Source organism: Phenylobacterium sp. (assembly GCF_004297125.1).
Taxonomy (GTDB): Bacteria; Pseudomonadota; Alphaproteobacteria; order Caulobacterales; family Caulobacteraceae; genus Phenylobacterium.
In genome coordinates this window covers 471013-488156 of the sequence record NZ_SCVD01000019.1, presented here as the reverse complement: position 1 = coordinate 488156, position 17144 = coordinate 471013, and the positions used below count along the sequence as shown (strand labels likewise).

General features: G+C 70.8%; 17 protein-coding genes and 1 riboswitch. Of the genes, 9 read left to right on the top strand and 8 right to left on the bottom strand.

The window, feature by feature from the left end; translation table 11 throughout:
• Positions 1-6: 6 nt before the first annotated feature.
• Positions 7-642, bottom strand: coding sequence for an arylesterase (locus tag EPO51_RS10710; protein ID WP_293349889.1), 636 nt, complete (start codon positions 640-642; stop codon positions 7-9).
• A 51-nt stretch (positions 643-693) separates the two neighbouring features.
• Between EPO51_RS10710 and EPO51_RS10705 the strand changes: the two genes are divergently transcribed.
• The 6 genes from EPO51_RS10705 to EPO51_RS10680 all read left to right on the top strand — a co-directional run bounded on the left by EPO51_RS10705 (position 694) and on the right by EPO51_RS10680 (position 8273).
• Positions 694-1374 carry an ABC transporter ATP-binding protein gene (locus EPO51_RS10705; RefSeq protein ID WP_293349886.1) on the top strand — a complete coding sequence of 227 codons (681 nt, stop codon included), beginning with the start codon at positions 694-696 and terminating at the stop codon, positions 1372-1374.
• A complete protein-coding gene (locus EPO51_RS10700) occupies positions 1371-3887 on the top strand; it encodes an ABC transporter permease (protein WP_293349883.1) in 2517 nt (838 codons plus the stop codon). Before EPO51_RS10705 ends, EPO51_RS10700 begins: the two co-directional genes overlap by 4 nt.
• A 108-nt stretch (positions 3888-3995) precedes the next feature.
• The gene (locus EPO51_RS10695) at positions 3996-4208 is read left to right on the top strand and encodes a hypothetical protein (RefSeq protein ID WP_293349880.1); all 213 of its coding nucleotides are present in this window, start codon (positions 3996-3998) and stop codon (positions 4206-4208) included.
• A 246-nt stretch (positions 4209-4454) separates the two neighbouring features.
• Positions 4455-4985: an ECF-type sigma factor gene (locus EPO51_RS10690; protein WP_293349877.1), complete on the top strand. Its 531-nt coding sequence runs from the start codon at positions 4455-4457 to the stop codon at positions 4983-4985.
• Entirely contained in the window at positions 4978-7362 is a 2385-nt protein-coding gene (locus tag EPO51_RS10685) for a serine/threonine-protein kinase (RefSeq protein WP_293349874.1), read from the top strand. Before EPO51_RS10690 ends, EPO51_RS10685 begins: the two co-directional genes overlap by 8 nt.
• A gap of 173 nt (positions 7363-7535) precedes the next feature.
• Positions 7536-8273, top strand: a complete 738-nt coding sequence (locus tag EPO51_RS10680; RefSeq protein ID WP_293349871.1) for a PEPxxWA-CTERM sorting domain-containing protein — start codon at positions 7536-7538, stop codon at positions 8271-8273.
• A gap of 8 nt (positions 8274-8281) precedes the next feature.
• Here EPO51_RS10680 and EPO51_RS10675 read toward each other — a convergent pair whose 3' ends face one another.
• Together EPO51_RS10675 and thiC are read right to left on the bottom strand one after the other, a co-directional pair.
• A complete protein-coding gene (locus tag EPO51_RS10675) occupies positions 8282-9034 on the bottom strand; it encodes a PEPxxWA-CTERM sorting domain-containing protein (protein WP_293349868.1) in 753 nt (250 codons plus the stop codon).
• A gap of 101 nt (positions 9035-9135) precedes the next feature.
• The gene (gene thiC, locus EPO51_RS10670) at positions 9136-10971 is read right to left on the bottom strand and encodes a phosphomethylpyrimidine synthase ThiC (protein WP_293349865.1); all 1836 of its coding nucleotides are present in this window, start codon (positions 10969-10971) and stop codon (positions 9136-9138) included.
• Positions 10972-11012: 41 nt separating this feature from the next.
• A riboswitch (TPP riboswitch) is annotated at positions 11013-11120 on the bottom strand.
• Positions 11121-11220: 100 nt separating this feature from the next.
• Here thiC and EPO51_RS10665 point away from each other — a divergent pair.
• The 3 genes from EPO51_RS10665 to cuyB are packed head-to-tail and all read left to right on the top strand — an operon-like array spanning position 11221 to position 13400.
• A complete protein-coding gene (locus EPO51_RS10665) occupies positions 11221-11658 on the top strand; it encodes a DUF6491 family protein (RefSeq protein ID WP_293349862.1) in 438 nt (145 codons plus the stop codon).
• A 24-nt stretch (positions 11659-11682) separates the two neighbouring features.
• The gene (gene cuyA / locus EPO51_RS10660; protein ID WP_293349859.1) at positions 11683-12699 is read left to right on the top strand and encodes a D-cysteate sulfo-lyase; all 1017 of its coding nucleotides are present in this window, start codon (positions 11683-11685) and stop codon (positions 12697-12699) included.
• Positions 12696-13400 (top strand): cysteate racemase, encoded by a 705-nt coding sequence (gene cuyB / locus EPO51_RS10655; RefSeq protein WP_293349856.1) that lies wholly within the window; start codon positions 12696-12698, stop codon positions 13398-13400. The genes cuyA and cuyB overlap by 4 nt, the downstream gene beginning before the upstream one ends.
• On the opposite strand, the gene ypfJ is transcribed toward cuyB, so the two are convergent.
• The 5 genes from ypfJ to EPO51_RS10630 are packed head-to-tail and all read right to left on the bottom strand — an operon-like array spanning position 13397 to position 17130.
• Positions 13397-14233 carry a KPN_02809 family neutral zinc metallopeptidase gene (gene ypfJ / locus EPO51_RS10650; RefSeq protein WP_293349853.1) on the bottom strand — a complete coding sequence of 279 codons (837 nt, stop codon included), beginning with the start codon at positions 14231-14233 and terminating at the stop codon, positions 13397-13399. The genes cuyB and ypfJ overlap by 4 nt on opposite strands.
• 1 nt (position 14234) lies before the next feature.
• Positions 14235-14585, bottom strand: a complete 351-nt coding sequence (locus tag EPO51_RS10645; RefSeq protein ID WP_293349850.1) for a hypothetical protein — start codon at positions 14583-14585, stop codon at positions 14235-14237.
• Positions 14586-14618: 33 nt separating this feature from the next.
• Positions 14619-15182, bottom strand: a complete 564-nt coding sequence (locus EPO51_RS10640; RefSeq protein ID WP_293349847.1) for a tetratricopeptide repeat protein — start codon at positions 15180-15182, stop codon at positions 14619-14621.
• Positions 15183-15235: 53 nt separating this feature from the next.
• Complete coding sequence (locus EPO51_RS10635; RefSeq protein ID WP_293349844.1) at positions 15236-16150, bottom strand: DMT family transporter; 915 nt, start codon at positions 16148-16150, stop codon at positions 15236-15238.
• Positions 16151-16191: 41 nt separating this feature from the next.
• Positions 16192-17130, bottom strand: coding sequence for an EamA family transporter (locus EPO51_RS10630; RefSeq protein ID WP_293349841.1), 939 nt, complete (start codon positions 17128-17130; stop codon positions 16192-16194).
• Positions 17131-17144: the final 14 nt, after the last annotated feature.

The window sequence follows — 17144 nt, the reverse complement described above, 5'->3', positions numbered from 1 at the left end:
GTCGCCCTAACCCCGCGCGGCCAGGGCTTTCGCGACGGTGGGGGCCAGGCGCGCGGCGATGATCCGGGCGCCTTGGGCGTTGGGGTGGATGCCGTCCGGCTGGTTCAGGGCGCGCTGCCGGGCGACGCCGTCCAGCAGGTTGGGATACAGCGGCACGCGGTGGGCCCGGGCCAGCGCCGGAAAGACCGCATTGAAGTCGCGGGCGTAGCCGCCGCCGATCTCCACCGGCGCCATGATGCCCGCCAGCACCACGCCGATGCGGCGGGCCTGCAGCTTCCGGATGATGCCATCCAGGTTGGCGCGGGTGCGCCTGGGGTCCTGGCCCTGGAGCAGGTCGTTGGCGCCCAGGGCGACGACGGTCAGGTCGGTGTCCTTGCGCACGCTGAAGTCCACGCGGGAGAGGCCGCCGGCGGTGGTGTCTCCGCTGACCCCGGCGGCGCGGACCAGGGCGTCGACGCCCAGCTTGCGCAGGGCGAGCTGCAGCTGGGCCGGCAGGGCCGCGGCGGCGGGCAGGCCGTAGCCGGCGGTGATGCTGTCGCCCAGCACGGTCACCACCTTGGCGCGCGCCGCGAGCGCCGGCCCGGCGGCGAACACCAGGGGCAATGCGATGAGCGCGCGGCGGGTAGGTCTTGGCTCGGCCATGAACGTCCTATGTAAGAGAACGGGTCCGCCGCTCAACTGTTGGGGTCTTGCTTGAACGATACGCCGCCGCTGGTCCTCGAGGATGTGGGCCTGACGTTGCCGTCCGCGGCAGGACCCGTCGAGATCCTGCGCAATCTCGATCTGACCCTGGCCGATGGCGAACGTGTGGCGCTGGTGGGGCCGTCGGGGTCGGGCAAGTCGTCGCTGATCGCAGTGGCGGCCGGCCTGGAGCGGCCCAGCGCCGGCAAGGTCACCCTGTTCGGCCGCGACCTGGGGAAGCTGGACGAGGACGGTCGGGCGAAGCTGCGGCGCGGCAGGGTCAGCCTGGTCTTCCAGTCCTTCCACCTGCTGCCCAACATGACGGCCGAGGAGAACGTGGCCGCGCCGATGGAGATCGCGCGTCGGCCCGACGCCATGGCCGAGGCGCGCGCCTGGCTGGACCGCGTGGGCCTGGCCGCCCGGGCGCGGCACTATCCGCACCAGCTCTCGGGCGGCGAGCAGCAGCGGGTGGCCCTGGCCCGCGCGCTGGCCCCCTCGCCCGCCCTGCTGTTCGCCGACGAGCCCACCGGCAATCTCGACTCCAGCAACGCCCGCCACGTCGCCGGCCTGCTGTTCGAGCTGGTGGAGCACACTGGGGCTGCGCTGCTGCTGGTCACCCACGACCCGGCGTTGGCGGCGCGCGCGCAGCGGGTCGTGACGCTTCGCGATGGCCGGCCCGTGGAGGCGGCGTGATCCCCCTGTGGCTGCGCTTCGCGGCGCGCGAACTCCGGAGCGGGGTCAAGGGCTTCCGCATCTTCCTAGCCTGCCTGGCGCTGGGCGTGGCGGCGATCGCCGCGGCCAGTTCGACCGCGGAGGCGTTCCGGCAAGGCTTGGCCACCCAGGCCCGCGAGATCCTGGGCGGCGACATGGCCGTCTCGGCCAGCCAGCGTCGGTTCACGCCGGTCGAGCGCGGCTGGCTGAACAAGCTCGGGAAGACGACCTACGCCGCCGCCTCCCAGGCGATGGCCGAGGCGCCCAGCGGCGAGCGGCGGCTGGTGGAGCTGCGCGGGGTGGACCAGGCCTACCCGCTGGCGGGCGAGGTGACGATCCGCGGCGCGGCGTCGCTGGCCGCGGCGCTCGCGCCTCGGGATGGCGTCTGGGGGGCGGTGGTGGAACAGGCGCTGCTGGACCGCCTGCACATCAAGGTGGGCGACCGCTTCCTGGTTGGCAATGTGCCGATGCGGGTTGGGGCGGTGCTGGAGCAGGAGCCCGACCGGCTGTCACGGGGCTTCTCGCTGGGCCCGCGGGTGCTGACCCGGGTCGGCGCGCTGGAACAGGGCGGCTTCCTGCAGCCCGGCCTGCCGTTCGGCGAAACGGTGCGGATCTCGCTGCGGCCCGACCTGCCGCTGGCCCAGGCCAAGGCGGAGGTCCGCGCCAGCATGAAGGGCTTCTTCCGCATCCGCGACCGCAACGACGCCGCGCCAGGCGTGAGCCGGGTGATCGACCAACTGGAGTACTTCCTGGGCTTCATCGGCCTGGCCTCGCTGGTGGCCGGCGGGCTGGGGGTGTTCGGGGCGGTGAGCGCCTATGTGGACGGCCGCAAGCCGGCCATCGCGACACTCAAGGCGCTGGGCGCCGAGAGCGGCCTGATCCGCGACATGTATATCGCCCAGATCGGCCTGCTGGCGCTGGCCGGGATCGCGATCGGCCTGGTGGCGGGCGCGGCGACGCCGCTGATCCTGGGCGCCGTGATCCAGGACGAGCTGCCCGTGCCGGCGCTGTTCGCGATCTATCCGTGGCCCCTGGCCCGCGCCGCGGCCTTCGGGCTGCTGTCGGCGGCGGCGTTCTCGCTGGCGCCCCTGGCGCGGGCCAGGACCACGCCGCCGGCCAGCCTGTTCCGCAGCGACCTGTCGGGACGCCTGAGCTTCGGACCCGAGCTGGCCGGTGCGATCCTAGCGGCGCTGGGCCTCGGCGGGCTGGCGATCGTCACGGCGCCCACCCCGCTGGCGGCCAGCATCATGATCGCTGGCGTCGCGGCGGCCTTCGCCGTCCTGTGGGCGTTCGGCTGGGGCGCGGCGAAGCTGGCCGGCCGGCTGCGCGGCGGCACGCGCGGCGCGGTGCGGATCGCGCTCGCCAACCTGGCCGGCCCCCGCTCGGCGGCGCGGACGGCGGCGCCCGCCATCGGTCTGGGCGTGGCCCTGCTGGCCGCCGTGGTGCTGATCCAGTCCAGCCTGCTGCGGCAGATCTCCGTCGTGGCGCCCCAGACCGCCCCGGCCCTGATCTTCACCGAAATCCCCGGCGAACGGGTCGCGGCCTTCGACGCCGAGGTGGCCCGCGCGTTCGGTCGCACGCCGGACCAGGACACCTATCTGCGCGCCCCGTTCTTCACCGGCCGCATCCTGGCCGTCCGCGGCGTGCCGGTGGACATCGACAAGATCCCGGCTGGCGCACGCTGGGCCTACGACAACGACGTCAGCCTGTCGGCGCTGGGGCCGGAGCCGCCGAACTCGGGCGTGTTCCAGGGCAAGTGGTGGCCTGCGAACTATGCGGGCCCGCCGCTGGTCGCCGTCTCTCGCGACCCGGCCGAGGGCGGCGCCCTGAAGATCGGCGACGTGATCAAGCTCTCGGTGCTGGGCGCCGAGATCGATGCGAGGGTGGCCGCCATCCGGCGCGTGGACTTCGGCAGCTTCGGCGCCGGCTTCCCCCTGGTGCTGACGCCCAACGCCCTGGAAGGCGCCACGCCGCGGCACGTGGCCATCGCCAAGGCCAGCCTGGCCGAGGAGCGGCGGATCGTCCGCGCCCTGGGCGCCGACTTTCCCGAGGTGAACGTCATCTCGGTGCGCGAGCAGTTGGAAGCCGCCACCGAAATGTTCGACCGGGTGGCGCTGGCCGTGCGCGGCGCGGCGGCCGTGGCCCTGATGGCGGCGCTGCTGGTGCTGGCCGGCGCCATCGCGGCGCGGGCCCAGGAGCGGACGCGGGAAGCCGCGATCCTGAAGGTGCTCGGCGCCAGCCGCGTCCAGGTGCTGTCGGCCTATGTGATCGAATACGGCCTGGTGGGACTGATCGCCGGCGCCGCGGGGGTGGGCCTGGGCTATGCGGCGGCCTGGCCGGTGGTGACCCAGGTGTTCGAGGCGAAGTGGAGCGTGGACTGGGGCGGCGTGGCGGCCCTGCTCGCCGCGGCGTCGGGCCTTGCCGGCGTGGGCGGCCTGCTCGCCTCGTTCCAGGCGCTGTCCAAAAGACCGGCGCCGGCGCTCAGGAGCGAATAGATCGCGCCCCTGCGCAACAGTGTCGCATCGCCCCGCAGGTAAGGTTTTGGCATCCACCAGGGGCGATCTTGGCTCGACGCCAAAACCGCCCTCCGCCGGAGCCGACGCATGACTTTCGACATCACGAGAAAAGACCTGATCGAGTGGGGTTCGGCCTGTCTCGTCTTCCTGTCGGGCGCCATGACCGGCCACTACGCCGCCATCGGCATGAACGCGGTCCAGTGGGCCGGGGCCGGCGCCGCCGTGCTGGGCTCGGTGACCATCGCCGTCGCCGTCCGCGTCTGGCCGCCGAAGGGCGCGCCGGTGAAGGCCGAGGACTAAACGCCAGCCGCCGACTGGATCGGACGCCGCCGGCCTTTCGCGGAGACACGGTCCGCTCGGACCGGGCGGCGCCCGATGAGAACGGACCGACACGGGGCCCGCTCATCAGGCATAGGCGTCGAAACGAGGCGCCACGGGCCACCGCCGGAAGATTTTTCTCTCAAGACGTGCGCGCGCTTGCCAGCGGCGTAACGCGTTCTCACTATCGCGGCCATGTTGGGGCGGGCTGACAACGACGAAGTACGCGTGTTGCTGGCCGCCTGGCGGCGCGGCGACCGATCCGCCCGCGACCGCCTGTTCGACATCCTCTACGGCGCCCTGACGCAGAGCGCGGCGGCCATGCTGCGGGGCGAGCGGAACGTCTCGCTGTCGGTCGGCGACCTGGTTCACGAGACCATCCTGAAGCTGATCGTGCTGGAGCAGATCGACTGGCAGGACCGCGCCCACTTCATGGCCCTGACCTCGGTGATGATGCGTCGGGCCCTGGTGGAGCATGTGCGCGCCAAGAGCCGCAACAAGCGCCAGCACCAGAAGGTTGAGCTGCGCACCAATATCCCCGACGTCGGCAACGCCGACCTGGAGGAGGTCAACGAGGCCCTGGAACGCCTGGCGAAGATCGACCGAGAGCGGGCCGACATCGTCGAGATGCGCTACTTCGGCGGCATGGAGATCGCCGACATCGCCGTGGTGCTGGAGCTGTCGGAATCGACGGTGAAGCGGCGGTGGCAGGCGGCGAGGCTCTGGCTCTACGAGGCGCTGCAGCCGCAGCATGGTTAGCCGCTCCAACGAGGCGCGCGCACTCGACCTGCTGGAGCAGGCGATGGCGCAACCTTCGGACGCCCGGGCGGCATGGATTGCGGAACAGAAGGCGCCGGCGGCGGTGCGCGAGCGGGCCGCGGCGCTGCTGGGCGGAGGGGCGGACGCGGCCGTGGCGTTCGCCACCGGCGGCGCGCAGGCGAAGGCCGGTGACGGCCCCCCACCCGAGCGGATCGGCGCGTACCGCATCACCGGCCTGATCGGCCAGGGCGGGATGGGAGCCGTCTATCGCGGCGAGCGCGCGGCCGGCGATTTCGAGCACACGGTGGCGATCAAGGTGATCCGGCCGGGCGCGCTGTCCGGCGCGCTGATCGAACGCTTCCGCCGCGAGCGGCAGACCCTCGCCCGGCTCGCGCATCCCAACATCGCCCGGCTGTTCGACGGCGGCGAAACGCCGGCCGGCGAGCCCTACATCGTCATGGAGTTCGTCGAGGGCCGGCCGCTCGCGGACTGGCGCGAGGCGGAGGCGCCGTCGCGTGACGCCCGGCTGGACCTGTTCCTGGCGGCGGCCGCGGCCGTGGCCTTCGCCCATCAGAACCTGGTGGTGCATGGCGACATCACGCTCGCCAACATCCTGGTGGACACGTCGCGGCGCCCGAAGCTGATCGACTTCGGGATCTCCTCACCGGCGACCGATACCGGTGGAGACGCGCGCGCAGCCGCGGGCAAGGGGGGCCTGCACACCCCTGGTTTCGCCGCGCCTGAGCGGATCTCCGGCGCGCCGTCCACGACCCTGTCCGACATCTATTCCCTGGGCCAGGTGCTGGCCTGGCTGGCGGGGGGCGATCCGCCCGACGCCGAACTGACCGCCATCGTGCGGCGGGCGACCGCGGAGGATCCGGCCGCACGCTATTCCACCGTCGAGGCCTTGCGCGCCGACGTGGCCGCCTACCGGGCCGGGTTCCCAGTGGCGGCGATGGACCGGGGCCGGCGCTATGTCTTCGGCAAGTTCGTCCGCCGCCATAGGTTGGCGGTGGGCGGGGCGATGACGGCGGGCGCGCTGCTGGTCGCCGCCCTGGCGGTCACCCTCGTCGCCAACGCCCGGGCCGAGGCGGCGCGGGCCGAGGCCGAGGCGCGGTTCCAGCAGACCCGCCGGATCGCCACCACCATGCTGTTCGACGTCTACAACGAGGTCAGCAAGGTCTCGGGCTCGACCAAGGCGCGCGACGTGCTGGCGCGGACAGGCCTGACCTATCTGGACGCCCTGACGGCCGACCCCGACGCGCCCCTCGACGTACGGGTGGAGGCGGGGCGCGGCTATGTACGGCTGGCGCAGGTCACCGGCAGCGGCCAGCAGAGCCAGCTCGGCAAGACCGCCGACGCCAACGTCCTGCTCAAGAAGGCCGAGACGGTGCTGCGCCGCGCCTACGCCGAGGCGCCGGGCGATCCCAAGGTGCGCCGCGCGATGGCCGACCTGCTGCTCGAACAGGCCGGGGTGAACCTCTACAACAACAGCGAGATCGCGCTGGCCCGGCAGCAGACGATCGAGGTCCAGCAGATCCTGCGGCCGATCGCGGCCAGCGACGCCGAGGTCGCGCGCATCTATGCCACGGCGATCCAGGCCGAGGGCGACTCCCACGGCTGGGACGGCGCCTACGCAAAGAGCCTGGAGCCCTTCCGGCGCGCCGAGGCGTTCATCGCCGGCCTGCCGCCGGCGCTACGCGACGAGACCGGCGTGATGAAGGCCCGCTCCGCCATCCTCCGCCTTCGGGCCGAGGCCCATCATGAGCTGGGCCACGACGCCGAGGCGCTGCCGGCCGTGGACCAGGCGGTGGCCATCAACGAGGTGTTGGCGAAGCGGGAGCCGGACTCCCCGGAAATCCTTCGCAAGCTGGCCATCTCGCTCTGGTACCGGGCGGCCGTGCTGAGCTCTCTGGACCGCGACGCCGAAGCCTACGCCTCGGTGGACCGGGCCGTGGCGATCACGCGTCAGATGCGGGCGCGGGACCCGGCGGACCGCGGCGCGACCGGCCTCTTCGCGGTCGTGGGCGAGGTGCGCGCCATGGTGCTGGCCGACCTCAGTCGGTTCGCGGAGAGCTACGCCATGGCCGACGAGGTGCTGGCCGCGCACCGCCAGATCGTGAGCCAGTCGGACAACGCGCCGGGAACCCGCCGCAGCATGGCCGCCACCCTGAAGAGCGTCGGCGGCGTCTACTACAACGGCGGCGAATACGGTCGAGCCTGCACGACTTGGAGCGAAGCCCGCGACATCTACCGCGACCTGGACAGGGCCGGAAAGCTGACCGGCCATGACCGCGAAGCGGCGCTGGGAGAGATGCTGGGCTGGATGGCCGGCGCCTGCGACCCGCCACGCCGGGGCCTCAAGGGGCCGCTGTAGGACCGTCGCATTCGCCCGAGGGGCGAAGTGTACGCCCCGGCTTCGCCTGTCGCGGGAGATCGCCATCAAATCGCACCCCCATTCGGGGGCTGCGATAGGGTCTCCGAGCCCCCAGCCTGTCCGGACCGCCGCGAGCGTTCCGACGCGGCGGCCTTTTTGGGGGAGTTCCTGTGATGCGTCTCAAGCGTTTTCTGGCCGCCGGCGCGGCGATCGTCGCGTTGTCCGGCGCGGCCGGATCGGCCCAGGCGGCCCTGATGGTGGCCACCTTCCAGGGCGTGGTCACCCAGTCGACCTCGGACATGACCTTCGGATCGGCGAACCTGGTGGGGATGACCTACACGGCCACCTTCACCTTCGACCCGAGCCTCGGCGCCACGTCGATCTACAACCCGTGCTGCAGCGGCTATTTCGACTACATCCGCGCGGGCTACGACGGCGCCTCGCCGATCCTCTCGGCCCTGATCGAGATCAACGGCCAGCAGGATCTTCAGGACTACAAGACCGACGCCACCACCTACGGGAACACCGAGCGCGTCAGCAGCCCCGGCGCCCCCATGGGCTCGCTCTACATGAGCGGAGTGGGCGGGCGGTACGTGCCGTCGCCGGTCGGCGGCACGGCATATGACTACCACTCGGCCACGGCGAGCTTCACCTCGCCGACCCTGATCCCGTTCGACATGGGCGAAGCCTGGAACCCGGCGTCCGCCGGCGCCTATGGCACGGCGAGCTTCCTGCGGCAGGTGCAGAACGCCGGACGCGGCTACGATCAGGCCTATGACATCCGCGGCACGATCACGAGCGCGCGTGTCTTCGAGGCCGGCGCGGCGCCGGAACCGTCAGCCTGGGCGCTGATGATCCTGGGCTTCGCCGCCGCCGGCGCCATGATGCGGCGCCGGGCGGCCCTGGCCTAGCCAAGCGGTCAGGCGATGACCGCGCGGCGGCGGATCATCGTCCCCGCCGCGCCGAAGCCCAGGATCATCATCACCCAGGCGCCGGGTTCCGGGACCCCACCTGTCGGCGGAAGGATCCTGTCCTCGATTCCGGCGTAGGTCACGTTGGCCTGGGAGTAGTTGTAGAAGCCGAACCGTCCGTCGCCGAAGGTCCCGTCGAGGTCGAACTGGGTCACCCCGTTCACGGCCACCTTGAGGTTGGTGGCGGTGTATTCGATGTCGAAGGTGTAGGTGGTGAAATCCGCCCAGCCGGTGCTGCCCAGGGTGGCGCCGCGGGCGAGCTCGGTGACGCCGAGGCTGTTGTGGGCCCAGGCGCCGGCGTTGTCGGCCAGTCCATTGGTCACCTGCGAGACCGCCAGCCCGACGGGGGCGAAGCCATGGAAGCTCTGGCTGAGCTGCTTCCAGTCGATCAGCAGGAAGTCGCTGGGTCCGCCGAGCTCGCCGGGATTGAAGCCCACCACGAAGCCGATGAAGTCATCGTCGCTCGACCCGTTGACGCGGATCGTGCCCGACAGCGAACGGCCAATGGCGTTGAAGTCGCTGTAGAAGACCGTGGGAGCGCCGTTCACCGTCTGGGTGACCGAGTTGTTGTCCCCGGCGAGAACCCACGTGCCGCCCGTTCCCTCGCGGGTCCAGGTGGAGAGATCGGTCGCCACCGCGCCGGCGGAGGTCGCGACCGAGAGCAGCGCCACGGCGGCCGCGGCGGCAAACATCGTCTTCATCACAAGGCACCCCTTTGCATCGGACGTTTCAAGCGTCCCAAGGGGTAAGGCGCCGACCGCCAGCGTGACGGGTCAGGCCGGCGCGAAGATTCTTTTCGGCGCTACTCCGCCGGCGTCACGGGCACCAGGATCTCGCCGCCGGCCTCGCGGAACTTCTTCGACATCTCGGCCATGCCGGTGTCGACGTCGTTCTGGCCCCGCGCCGCGTCGCGGATATCCTGGCTGATCTTCATCGAGCAGAACTTCGGACCGCACATGGAGCAGAAGTGCGCGGTCTTGAACGCCTCCTTCGGCAGGCTTTCGTCGTGGTATTCACGCGCCGTTTCGGGATCGATGCCCAGGTTGAACTGGTCCTCCCAGCGGAACTCGAACCTGGCCCGCGAGATGGCGTCGTCCCAGGCCCGGGCGGTCGGATGCCCCTTGGCCAGGTCGGCGGCGTGGGCGGCCAGCTTGTAGGTCATCACGCCGACCTTCACGTCCTCGCGGTTCGGCAGGCCCAGGTGTTCCTTGGGCGTGACGTAGCAGAGCATCGCCGTGCCGAACCAGCCGATCATCGCGGCCCCGATGGCGCTGGTGATGTGGTCGTATCCAGGGGCCACGTCCGTGGTCAACGGGCCCAGCGTGTAGAAAGGCGCCTCGCCGCAGACCTTGAGCTGCTTGTCCATGTTGGCCTTGATCTTGTGCATCGGCACGTGGCCGGGCCCCTCGATCATCACCTGGACATTGTGCTTCCAGGCGATCTGGGTGAGCTCGCCCAAGGTCTCCAGCTCGCCGAACTGGGCCGCGTCGTTGGCGTCGGCGATGCAGCCCGGACGCAGGCCGTCGCCCAGCGAGAACGAGACGTCGTACGCCTTCATGATCTCGCAGATGTCCTCGAAATGCTCGTAGAGGAAGTTCTCCTTGTGGTGGCTGAGGCACCACTTGGCCATGATCGAGCCGCCACGACTGACGATGCCGGTGACGCGGCTGGCGGTCAGCGGCACGTAGGCCAGCCGCACGCCGGCGTGGATGGTGAAATAGTCCACGCCCTGCTCGGCCTGTTCGATCAGGGTGTCGCGGAAGACCTCCCAGGTCAGGTCCTCGGCGACGCCGTTCACCTTCTCCAGCGCCTGGTAGATCGGCACCGTGCCGATGGGCACGGGGCTGTTGCGGACGATCCAGTCGCGGATGTTGTGGATGTTGCGGCCGGTCGACAGGTCCATGACGGTGTCGGCGCCGCAGCGGATCGACCAGACCATCTTGTCCACCTCGTCGGAGACGTGGCTGAGAACCGCCGAGTTGCCGATATTGGCGTTGATCTTCACCAGGAAGTTGCGGCCGATGATCATCGGCTCGAGCTCGGTGTGATTGATATTGGCCGGGATGATGGCGCGGCCGCGGGCGATCTCGTCGCGCACGAACTCCGGGGTGCAGAAGTCCGGGATCTCGGCGCCGAAGTCCTCCCCGTCGCGGATGAAGGCGTCGGTCTCCTTGCGGCGCAGGTTCTCGCGGATGGCCACGTATTCCATCTCGGGCGTGATGATCCCCCGGCGCGCGTATTCCAGCTGCGTGACGTTGGCGCCGGCCTTGGCGCGGTAGACCCGGCGGGGCGCGGTGAACTCGGGCGCGAGGTGCTGGCCCTTGGCGAAGCCGTTGTCCTCGGGCTTCACCGCACGGGGGTTTTCGACGAGCTCGATGTCGCCGCGGCTGACGACCCAGGGCTCGCGGGTCTTCTGCAGGCCCTTCTCGATGTCGATGCTGACGGTGGGGTCGGTGTAGGGGCCGGACGGGTCGTAGAGCGTCAGCGCCGGTTCGTTGGCGCTGGGATGGACGGCCACCTCGCGGAACGGCACGCGGATGTCGGGCCACGCCACGCCGGGCTGGTAGACCTTCTTCGAGCCCGGGCGTTCGCCGGTGGGGATGGCGGCGGCGGCAAGCTTGCCGGTGGGCTTGTTCATCGGGGCGCGTCCTCAAATATGGACGGATCACGGGCGTCAGGCGGGGTGGATAGGCCCTTCCCTTCGCCGGCATGACCCGGATCAGGTTCGACGGGTCGTGGGCTCACCCACCTCTCAGCCGCTCCAGCGCGGCCCCCCGAGGATGGCGCCAAAGTAAGCCTGTTGTCAGACGGCCGCCAGCTTCAAATGCGAAGACGTACAGCTCCGCTGCGCGTATCATGTCGCGGGGACGAGCAAGGAGAACCGCCGATGAAACTGGCGATCATCGCCCTGACTGCCAGCGCAGCCGCCCTGTCCGCCGTCGCCCTGTCCACGGCGGCCCTCGCGGCCAAGCCCCCCGCCCTGACGACGGCGGCCCCGCCGTCGGGCACGGGCCTGCCCAGCGGCCAGTGCTTCCGCAGCAGCGACATCCGCAACCACACCATCGCCGACAAGAACACCTTGCTGATCGACGTTGGCGGCAAGGACACCTACCGGGTGACCATGAAGGGCGGTTGCCTGGCCGGCGCCATCTCGTCCGACCCGATCATCACGCGCCAGCCGCCCGGCTCGTCGATCATCTGCAAGCCGATCGACATGGATATCGCGATCTCCCGGGGTGGCTTCCCCAGCCATTGCATCGTCGACTCGATCGTGAAGATGAGTCCCGAAGAGGTGGCCGCGCTGCCGCGGAAGTTGAAGCCATAGCCGTTCGGGTCTAGCAGGACGGGCATGCATCTCGCCCGCTTCAACCCCGTCCGCTTCGCGCACCTGCCCACGCCGTTCGAGCCCCTGCCCGGACTGACGGAGTACCTGGTGCGGCCAGGCGGCGGCGGGCCGGCCCTCTGGATCAAGCGGGACGACTGCACCGGGTTGGCCGGCGGCGGCAACAAGACCCGCAAGCTGGAATACCTGCTGGGCGACGCCCTCGCCAACGACGCCGACACCCTGGTGACCCAGGGCGCGGTCCAGTCGAACCACGTGCGCCAAACGGCCGCCGCGGCCGCGAAGTTCGGCATGAAGTGCGAGATCATCCTTGAGGAGCGCACCGGCTCGGAGGCCGTGGACTACACCCGCTCGGGCAACGTCCTGCTGGACGAGCTGCTGGGCGCGAAGATCCGCCGCGTGCCGGGCGGGACCGACATGAACCAGCAGTTGGCGGAAGTGGCGGCCGAAGTGGCCGACGCCGGCGGCCGGCCCTACGTCATCCCCGGCGGCGGCTCGAACAGCATCGGGGCGCTCGGCTACGTCGAGTGCGCCTTCGAGCTGGTGGCCCAGGCCAACGAGGCGGGGCTGGAGATCGACCGCATCGTCACCGCCACCGGCAGCGCCGGCACCCACGCGGGCCTGGTGGCCGGCCTGGCGGTGATGGGCGCGGACATCCCGGTGCTGGGCATCGGCGTGCGCGCGCCGAAGGAGGCGCAGGAGGCCAATGTCTACAAGCTGGCCCGCGAGACCGCCGCCCTGCTGGGCCACGAGGACCGGGTGACCCGCGACCTGGTGGTGGCCGACTGCGACTTCGTCGGCGCCGGCTATGGCCTGATCGACGACGCCGTCATCGAGGCGCTGAAGACCATCGCCCGGACCGACGCGATCCTCCTGGACCCCGTCTACACCGGCAAGGCGATGAAGGGCCTGATCGCCCTGGCCAACCGCGGCGACTTCGACGGCGAGACCGTGGTGTTCCTGCACACTGGCGGCGCGCAGGGCCTGTTCGGCTACCAGGGAGAGCTGGAGGGCAAGCTGTGACCGCCGAGCCCCTGACGCTCGGCGTCCTGGGCGGGATGGGACCGGCCGCGACGGTCGAGTTCCTGGCGCGTCTGCAAGCCTACACCCCGGCCGAGAAGGACCAGGACCATCTCCGGGTCATCGCCGACATCAACCCCAAGGCGCCGGACCGCAACGTGCCGGGCTCGGGCGCCGGCGCGGTGCTGGCCGAGATGGCGGGCGCCCTGCACGGGGCCGGGGCGGAGGTGCTGGCCATGCCCTGCAATACAGCCCACGCCCACGCCGACCTGATCCAGCGGGCCTCGGGCCTGCCGCTGATCGACATGATCGACCTGGGCGCCGAGGCGGCCGCGAGCGGAGGCGCCATGCGGGCCGGCGTTCTGGGCACCAAGGGAGCGCTGAAGCTCTATCGCGAGTACCTGGCCGCCCGGGCCATGAGCCTGGTCAGCCTGCCGCCCGAACGCCAGGAGGCGTTCATGGTCACGCTCTACCGGATCAAGTCCGGCGACCTGGGCGAGGACGTCACCCGCGAGATGCAGGGCTACGCCGAGGAGCTGCGCAAGCTGGGCGCCGAGGTGCTGATCGCCGGCTGCACCGAGGTTCCGCTTGTGCTGGAGGACGAGGACGTGAAGCTGGAGCTGATCGATCCGGGCGACCTGCTGGCGCGCCGCTGCGTCGCCGTATGCCTGCGCTGGGAGCCGCTACCGCACGTTCCGGCTTAGAGCCGGTTCGTCCCAAACGTATCGCACGCCTCCGGATTGCCGGTCTCCGCGCCCTTGCGGAACCAGCGCATGCGCTGTTCGGACGAGCCATGGGTGAAGGCGTCGGGCATCACCTGGCCCTGGCTCTTCCTCTGCAGGGTGTCGTCGCCCACCGCCGAAGCGGCGCGCAGGCCGTCCTCGATATCGCGCGGATCGAGCGAGACCTGGCCATTGGAGACGGCCGAGGCGTGGGCGGCCCAGACGCCCGCGTAGCAATCGGCCTGCAGCTCAAGGCGGACCGAGCCGCTCTCGGCGCCCTTCGCCCCCATCCGCTGCGCCTGCTCGCTGGCGCCGGTCAGGTTCTGGACGTGGTGGCCGATCTCGTGGGCGATGACGTAGGCGCGCGCCGCCTCGCCGCCGGCCCCGAACTTGGTCTCCAGCTCCTGCCAGAACGACAGGTCCAGATAGACCTTGCGGTCGGCCGGGCAATAGAACGGCCCCATCGCCGACTGGCCCATGCCGCAGCCGGTGCCCGTGGCCTGGTCGTAGATCACGATGGCGTCCGGGGGACGATAGCCGCGCATCTGGCTTTCCCAGACCTGGTCGACGTTGTGGCCGACCACGTCGACGAAGCGGCCGGCCTCGTCGGCGGGCGTCCCGCGGACCCCTTCCTGCTGGACCTGCGGAGCGGCCCCGTTCACGACCCCCATGGTGGTCGACGGGTCGATGCCGAAGAAGAAGTAGCCCACCAGGGCCAGGACCACGCCGCCGACGCCAAGGCCGCCGACCCCGACCGCGCCCATGCCGCGGCGGTCCTCGATGTTGCCACCGCCCTCACCCCCCTGCCAGCGCATGTCAGCGACGGTTCCGGGCGGCGTCCTGGACGCGCTTGTTGGAGTCGGCCAGGACGGAGTCCGGCATGGTCGGATATTTCGGAGGCGCCGCCGACGCGCCCTTGACGGTCGGATCGACGGCGGGAAGCCGGGGCACGTAGACGCCGGCGCGCTGGGCGGCCATGTCGGCGCTGGCCTGATCGGCGCGCAGGCGGGCTTCCAGGGCCTGGATCTGGTTGGCCTGGTCGATGGATCGTCGCTCCGCCGCCTGCTGCTGGGCGCGCAGGTCGTCCAGCTGGAACTGGTTCACCTGGGCGAACGCCGGCGCGGCGCCGGCGAGGGTGAGAACGCTAAGAGCGATGAGCGTGCGCATGAGACACCATATGGGTGTCCAACGGCCACAAGCCTAGCGGCGTTCCACGGTGAAGCGGGCCAATTCCTGCTTCGGCTGCTCCCACTCGGGCTTCAGCTCGACGGCCTTCCGGTAGTCGAAATAGGCGGCCTTCATGTTGTCGAGACCCTCATAGGCCAGGGCGCGGTTATAATAGGCCTTTTCGGGCTCTTCGAGGCCCAGCTCCAGCGCCTTGTTGAGGTCGGCGAGGCCTTCCGAGTAGCGGCGCGCGCCGACGGCGGCGGCGCCTCTGTTCACATAGGCCTCGCCCATGTCGGGCTGTGTCTGGATGGCGCGGTTGAAGTCGAACTGGGCGGTCGCGAAGGCCTTGCGCCGCAGCTTCAGGATGCCCCGGTTCACATAGGTGCCGGCCCGGTCGCGCAGGCTGAGGATCTCGCTGTCGAGGGCCTGGCTGCAGATGTCCTCGAACTTGGCGTCCGATTCACCGCCGAGCGCAGCGGCCGAGCACTGGCGGGCCATGCCGCCGCCGAGGACGGTGACCGCCGCCTGCGAGGCGCCGGCGACGCCGAGGAGACCCACGCCGGCGGCGAGGGCGAGAAGGTGAGCCGTCTTGAGCATCGGAGCGCTCCAGGACCTGAACGGAACAAGAGTCCGCCTGTAACGCCGTTGTGTCAATTCCGGGGTGAGGCCTCGGGCCTGCGGAACCGGCGCAGCTCCCGGTGCAGGATGTAGACGCCGCTGGCGGCGACCACGACGGCGCCGACCAGGGTTAGCGGATGGGGCAGTTCCCCCCAGATCACCAGGCCGAGCACGCCGGCCCAGATCAACTGGGTGTAGTCGAACGGCGCGATCACCCCGATGGGAGCCTGGCGCAGCGCCTCCGTGAGGAAGAGTTGCCCGACCCCGCCGATCAGGCCAGCCAGGATCAGCAGGGCCAGGGTCGAGGGATCGGGCGTCACCCAGTGAAAGATCGACCCGGCGGCGCCCAGCACGACGCCCCCCAGGGTGAAGTAGAAGACGATCGTCGGCCCCCGCTCGGTGTCGGCGATCTGGCGGATCGCCACCATGGCGCCGGCCGCGCCCAGGGCGCTGAGGATTCCGAGCGTGACGCCGATCACGTTCATATGGCCCGGCAGCGGGCGGGCCATGATCAGCACGCCCAGGAACCCGACAATCACCGCCCCCCACCGGTGGCGGCCGACCTTCTCCGACAACAGCAGGGCAGACAGCGCGGTCATGAACAGCGGCGAGGTGAACTGAAGCGCCGTCGCCTCGGTCAGCGGCAGGTGCTGGACCGCCGAGAACCCGCAGACCATGCCGGCGAGGCCCACGGTGGCGCGGGCCAGGTGCCCGAACGGCCGCTGCGTCTTCAGCACCTCCCACCCGGTGGTCCGGGCGATGTAGAGGCCGAGCGGTACGAAGGCGAACAGGTTGCGGAAGAGGATGATCTCGAAGACCGGGATCCCGCGCGAGCCGGTCCACTTCACGATCGCCGAAAGACAGGCCATGCAGGCCATCGCGGCGACGCGGAAGGCGATGCCGAGGACGACCTGGTTGGCCGGCGTATGGGCGGGCGGCGGAGACACGCGCCCTTAAGCGGCGCTTGGCCGCCCCCGTCAATGGCCGCTTAGAGCCGCATGGCCATGACGCCCGCCCCGATGCCCAGGGCGGCGAGCCAGCGCCAGCGGCCGGCCCGCTCCTTCAGCACGAGCACGCCGATCAGCATGGCGAAGAGCACGCTGGTCTCTCGCAGCGCGGCGACCAGGGCCACCGGAGCGCGGGTGAAGGCCCACAGCGCGATCCAGTACGAACCCAGCGACAGCGCACCCGCCGGCAGGCCGGTGCGCCAGGACGAGGCGACCGCCAGCGGCGCCTTCGGCCCGCGGGTCACCATCGCATAGGCGAGCATGACCAGACCATCGCCGACGAACATCCACATGGCGAAGGCGGTGGCTGACCCGGCCAGCCGCGCGCCCTGCCCGTCCACCAGGGTGTAGCCGGCCACGAACCCCGCGGTGGCCAGCGCATAGCCCAGGGCTTGGCCTGAGAGCCGCGTGGTTCCCGAACCGCCGCGGGCGGCCATCAGGGCCACGCCGCCCGCGATCAGCGCGACCGCCGCCCAGCCCGTCGGCGGCAGATGTTCGCCCAGTAGGATCACGCCGCCCACCGCCACGATCGGCGGGGCCGCGCCCCGGGCGAGGGGATAGATCTGCGAGAGGTCGCCGTGCTGGTAGGCGCGGATGAGGAACAGCTTGTAGCCTGTATGCAGCAGGGCCGCCGCGGCCGCCCAGGGCCACGACGCCGCCGCTGGGACCGGCACGAACGGCAGCAGCGCGAGCGCCAGCGCGCTCTGGGTCATCGATAGCAGCAGGATCGAGTTGAAGCGGTCCAGGCCCACGCGCACGACCGCGTTCCAGCTCGCGTGCATCAGGGCGGCGGCCAGCACGGCAAAGAAGACGGCGAGGTCCAGGGGCTGCTCCCAGCCCGCATCCGCGGGCCGATGGCAGGATTCGTCAAGGTATCTGGCCTTTACGGCGCAGCTTTGCGCGGTCTCCAATCGGTTCAAGATCAGAATCGGGG

What these genes read in the sequence shown, in the direction of transcription:
- cuyA (WP_293349859.1), top strand. Translation starts at nt 11,683, where the DNA reads ATGCATCTCGCCCGCTTCAACCCCGTCCGCTTCGCGCACCTGCCCACG.
- EPO51_RS10680 (WP_293349871.1), top strand. Translation starts at nt 7,536, where the DNA reads ATGCGTCTCAAGCGTTTTCTGGCCGCCGGCGCGGCGATCGTCGCGTTG.
- EPO51_RS10675 (WP_293349868.1), bottom strand. Translation starts at nt 9,034, where the DNA reads ATGAAGACGATGTTTGCCGCCGCGGCCGCCGTGGCGCTGCTCTCGGTC.
- EPO51_RS10685 (WP_293349874.1), top strand. Translation starts at nt 4,978, where the DNA reads ATGGTTAGCCGCTCCAACGAGGCGCGCGCACTCGACCTGCTGGAGCAG.
- EPO51_RS10695 (WP_293349880.1), top strand. Translation starts at nt 3,996, where the DNA reads ATGACTTTCGACATCACGAGAAAAGACCTGATCGAGTGGGGTTCGGCC.
- ypfJ (WP_293349853.1), bottom strand. Translation starts at nt 14,233, where the DNA reads ATGCGCTGGCAGGGGGGTGAGGGCGGTGGCAACATCGAGGACCGCCGC.
- EPO51_RS10665 (WP_293349862.1), top strand. Translation starts at nt 11,221, where the DNA reads ATGAAACTGGCGATCATCGCCCTGACTGCCAGCGCAGCCGCCCTGTCC.
- EPO51_RS10640 (WP_293349847.1), bottom strand. Translation starts at nt 15,182, where the DNA reads ATGCTCAAGACGGCTCACCTTCTCGCCCTCGCCGCCGGCGTGGGTCTC.
- thiC (WP_293349865.1), bottom strand. Translation starts at nt 10,971, where the DNA reads ATGAACAAGCCCACCGGCAAGCTTGCCGCCGCCGCCATCCCCACCGGC.
- EPO51_RS10710 (WP_293349889.1), bottom strand. Translation starts at nt 642, where the DNA reads ATGGCCGAGCCAAGACCTACCCGCCGCGCGCTCATCGCATTGCCCCTG.
- EPO51_RS10645 (WP_293349850.1), bottom strand. Translation starts at nt 14,585, where the DNA reads ATGCGCACGCTCATCGCTCTTAGCGTTCTCACCCTCGCCGGCGCCGCG.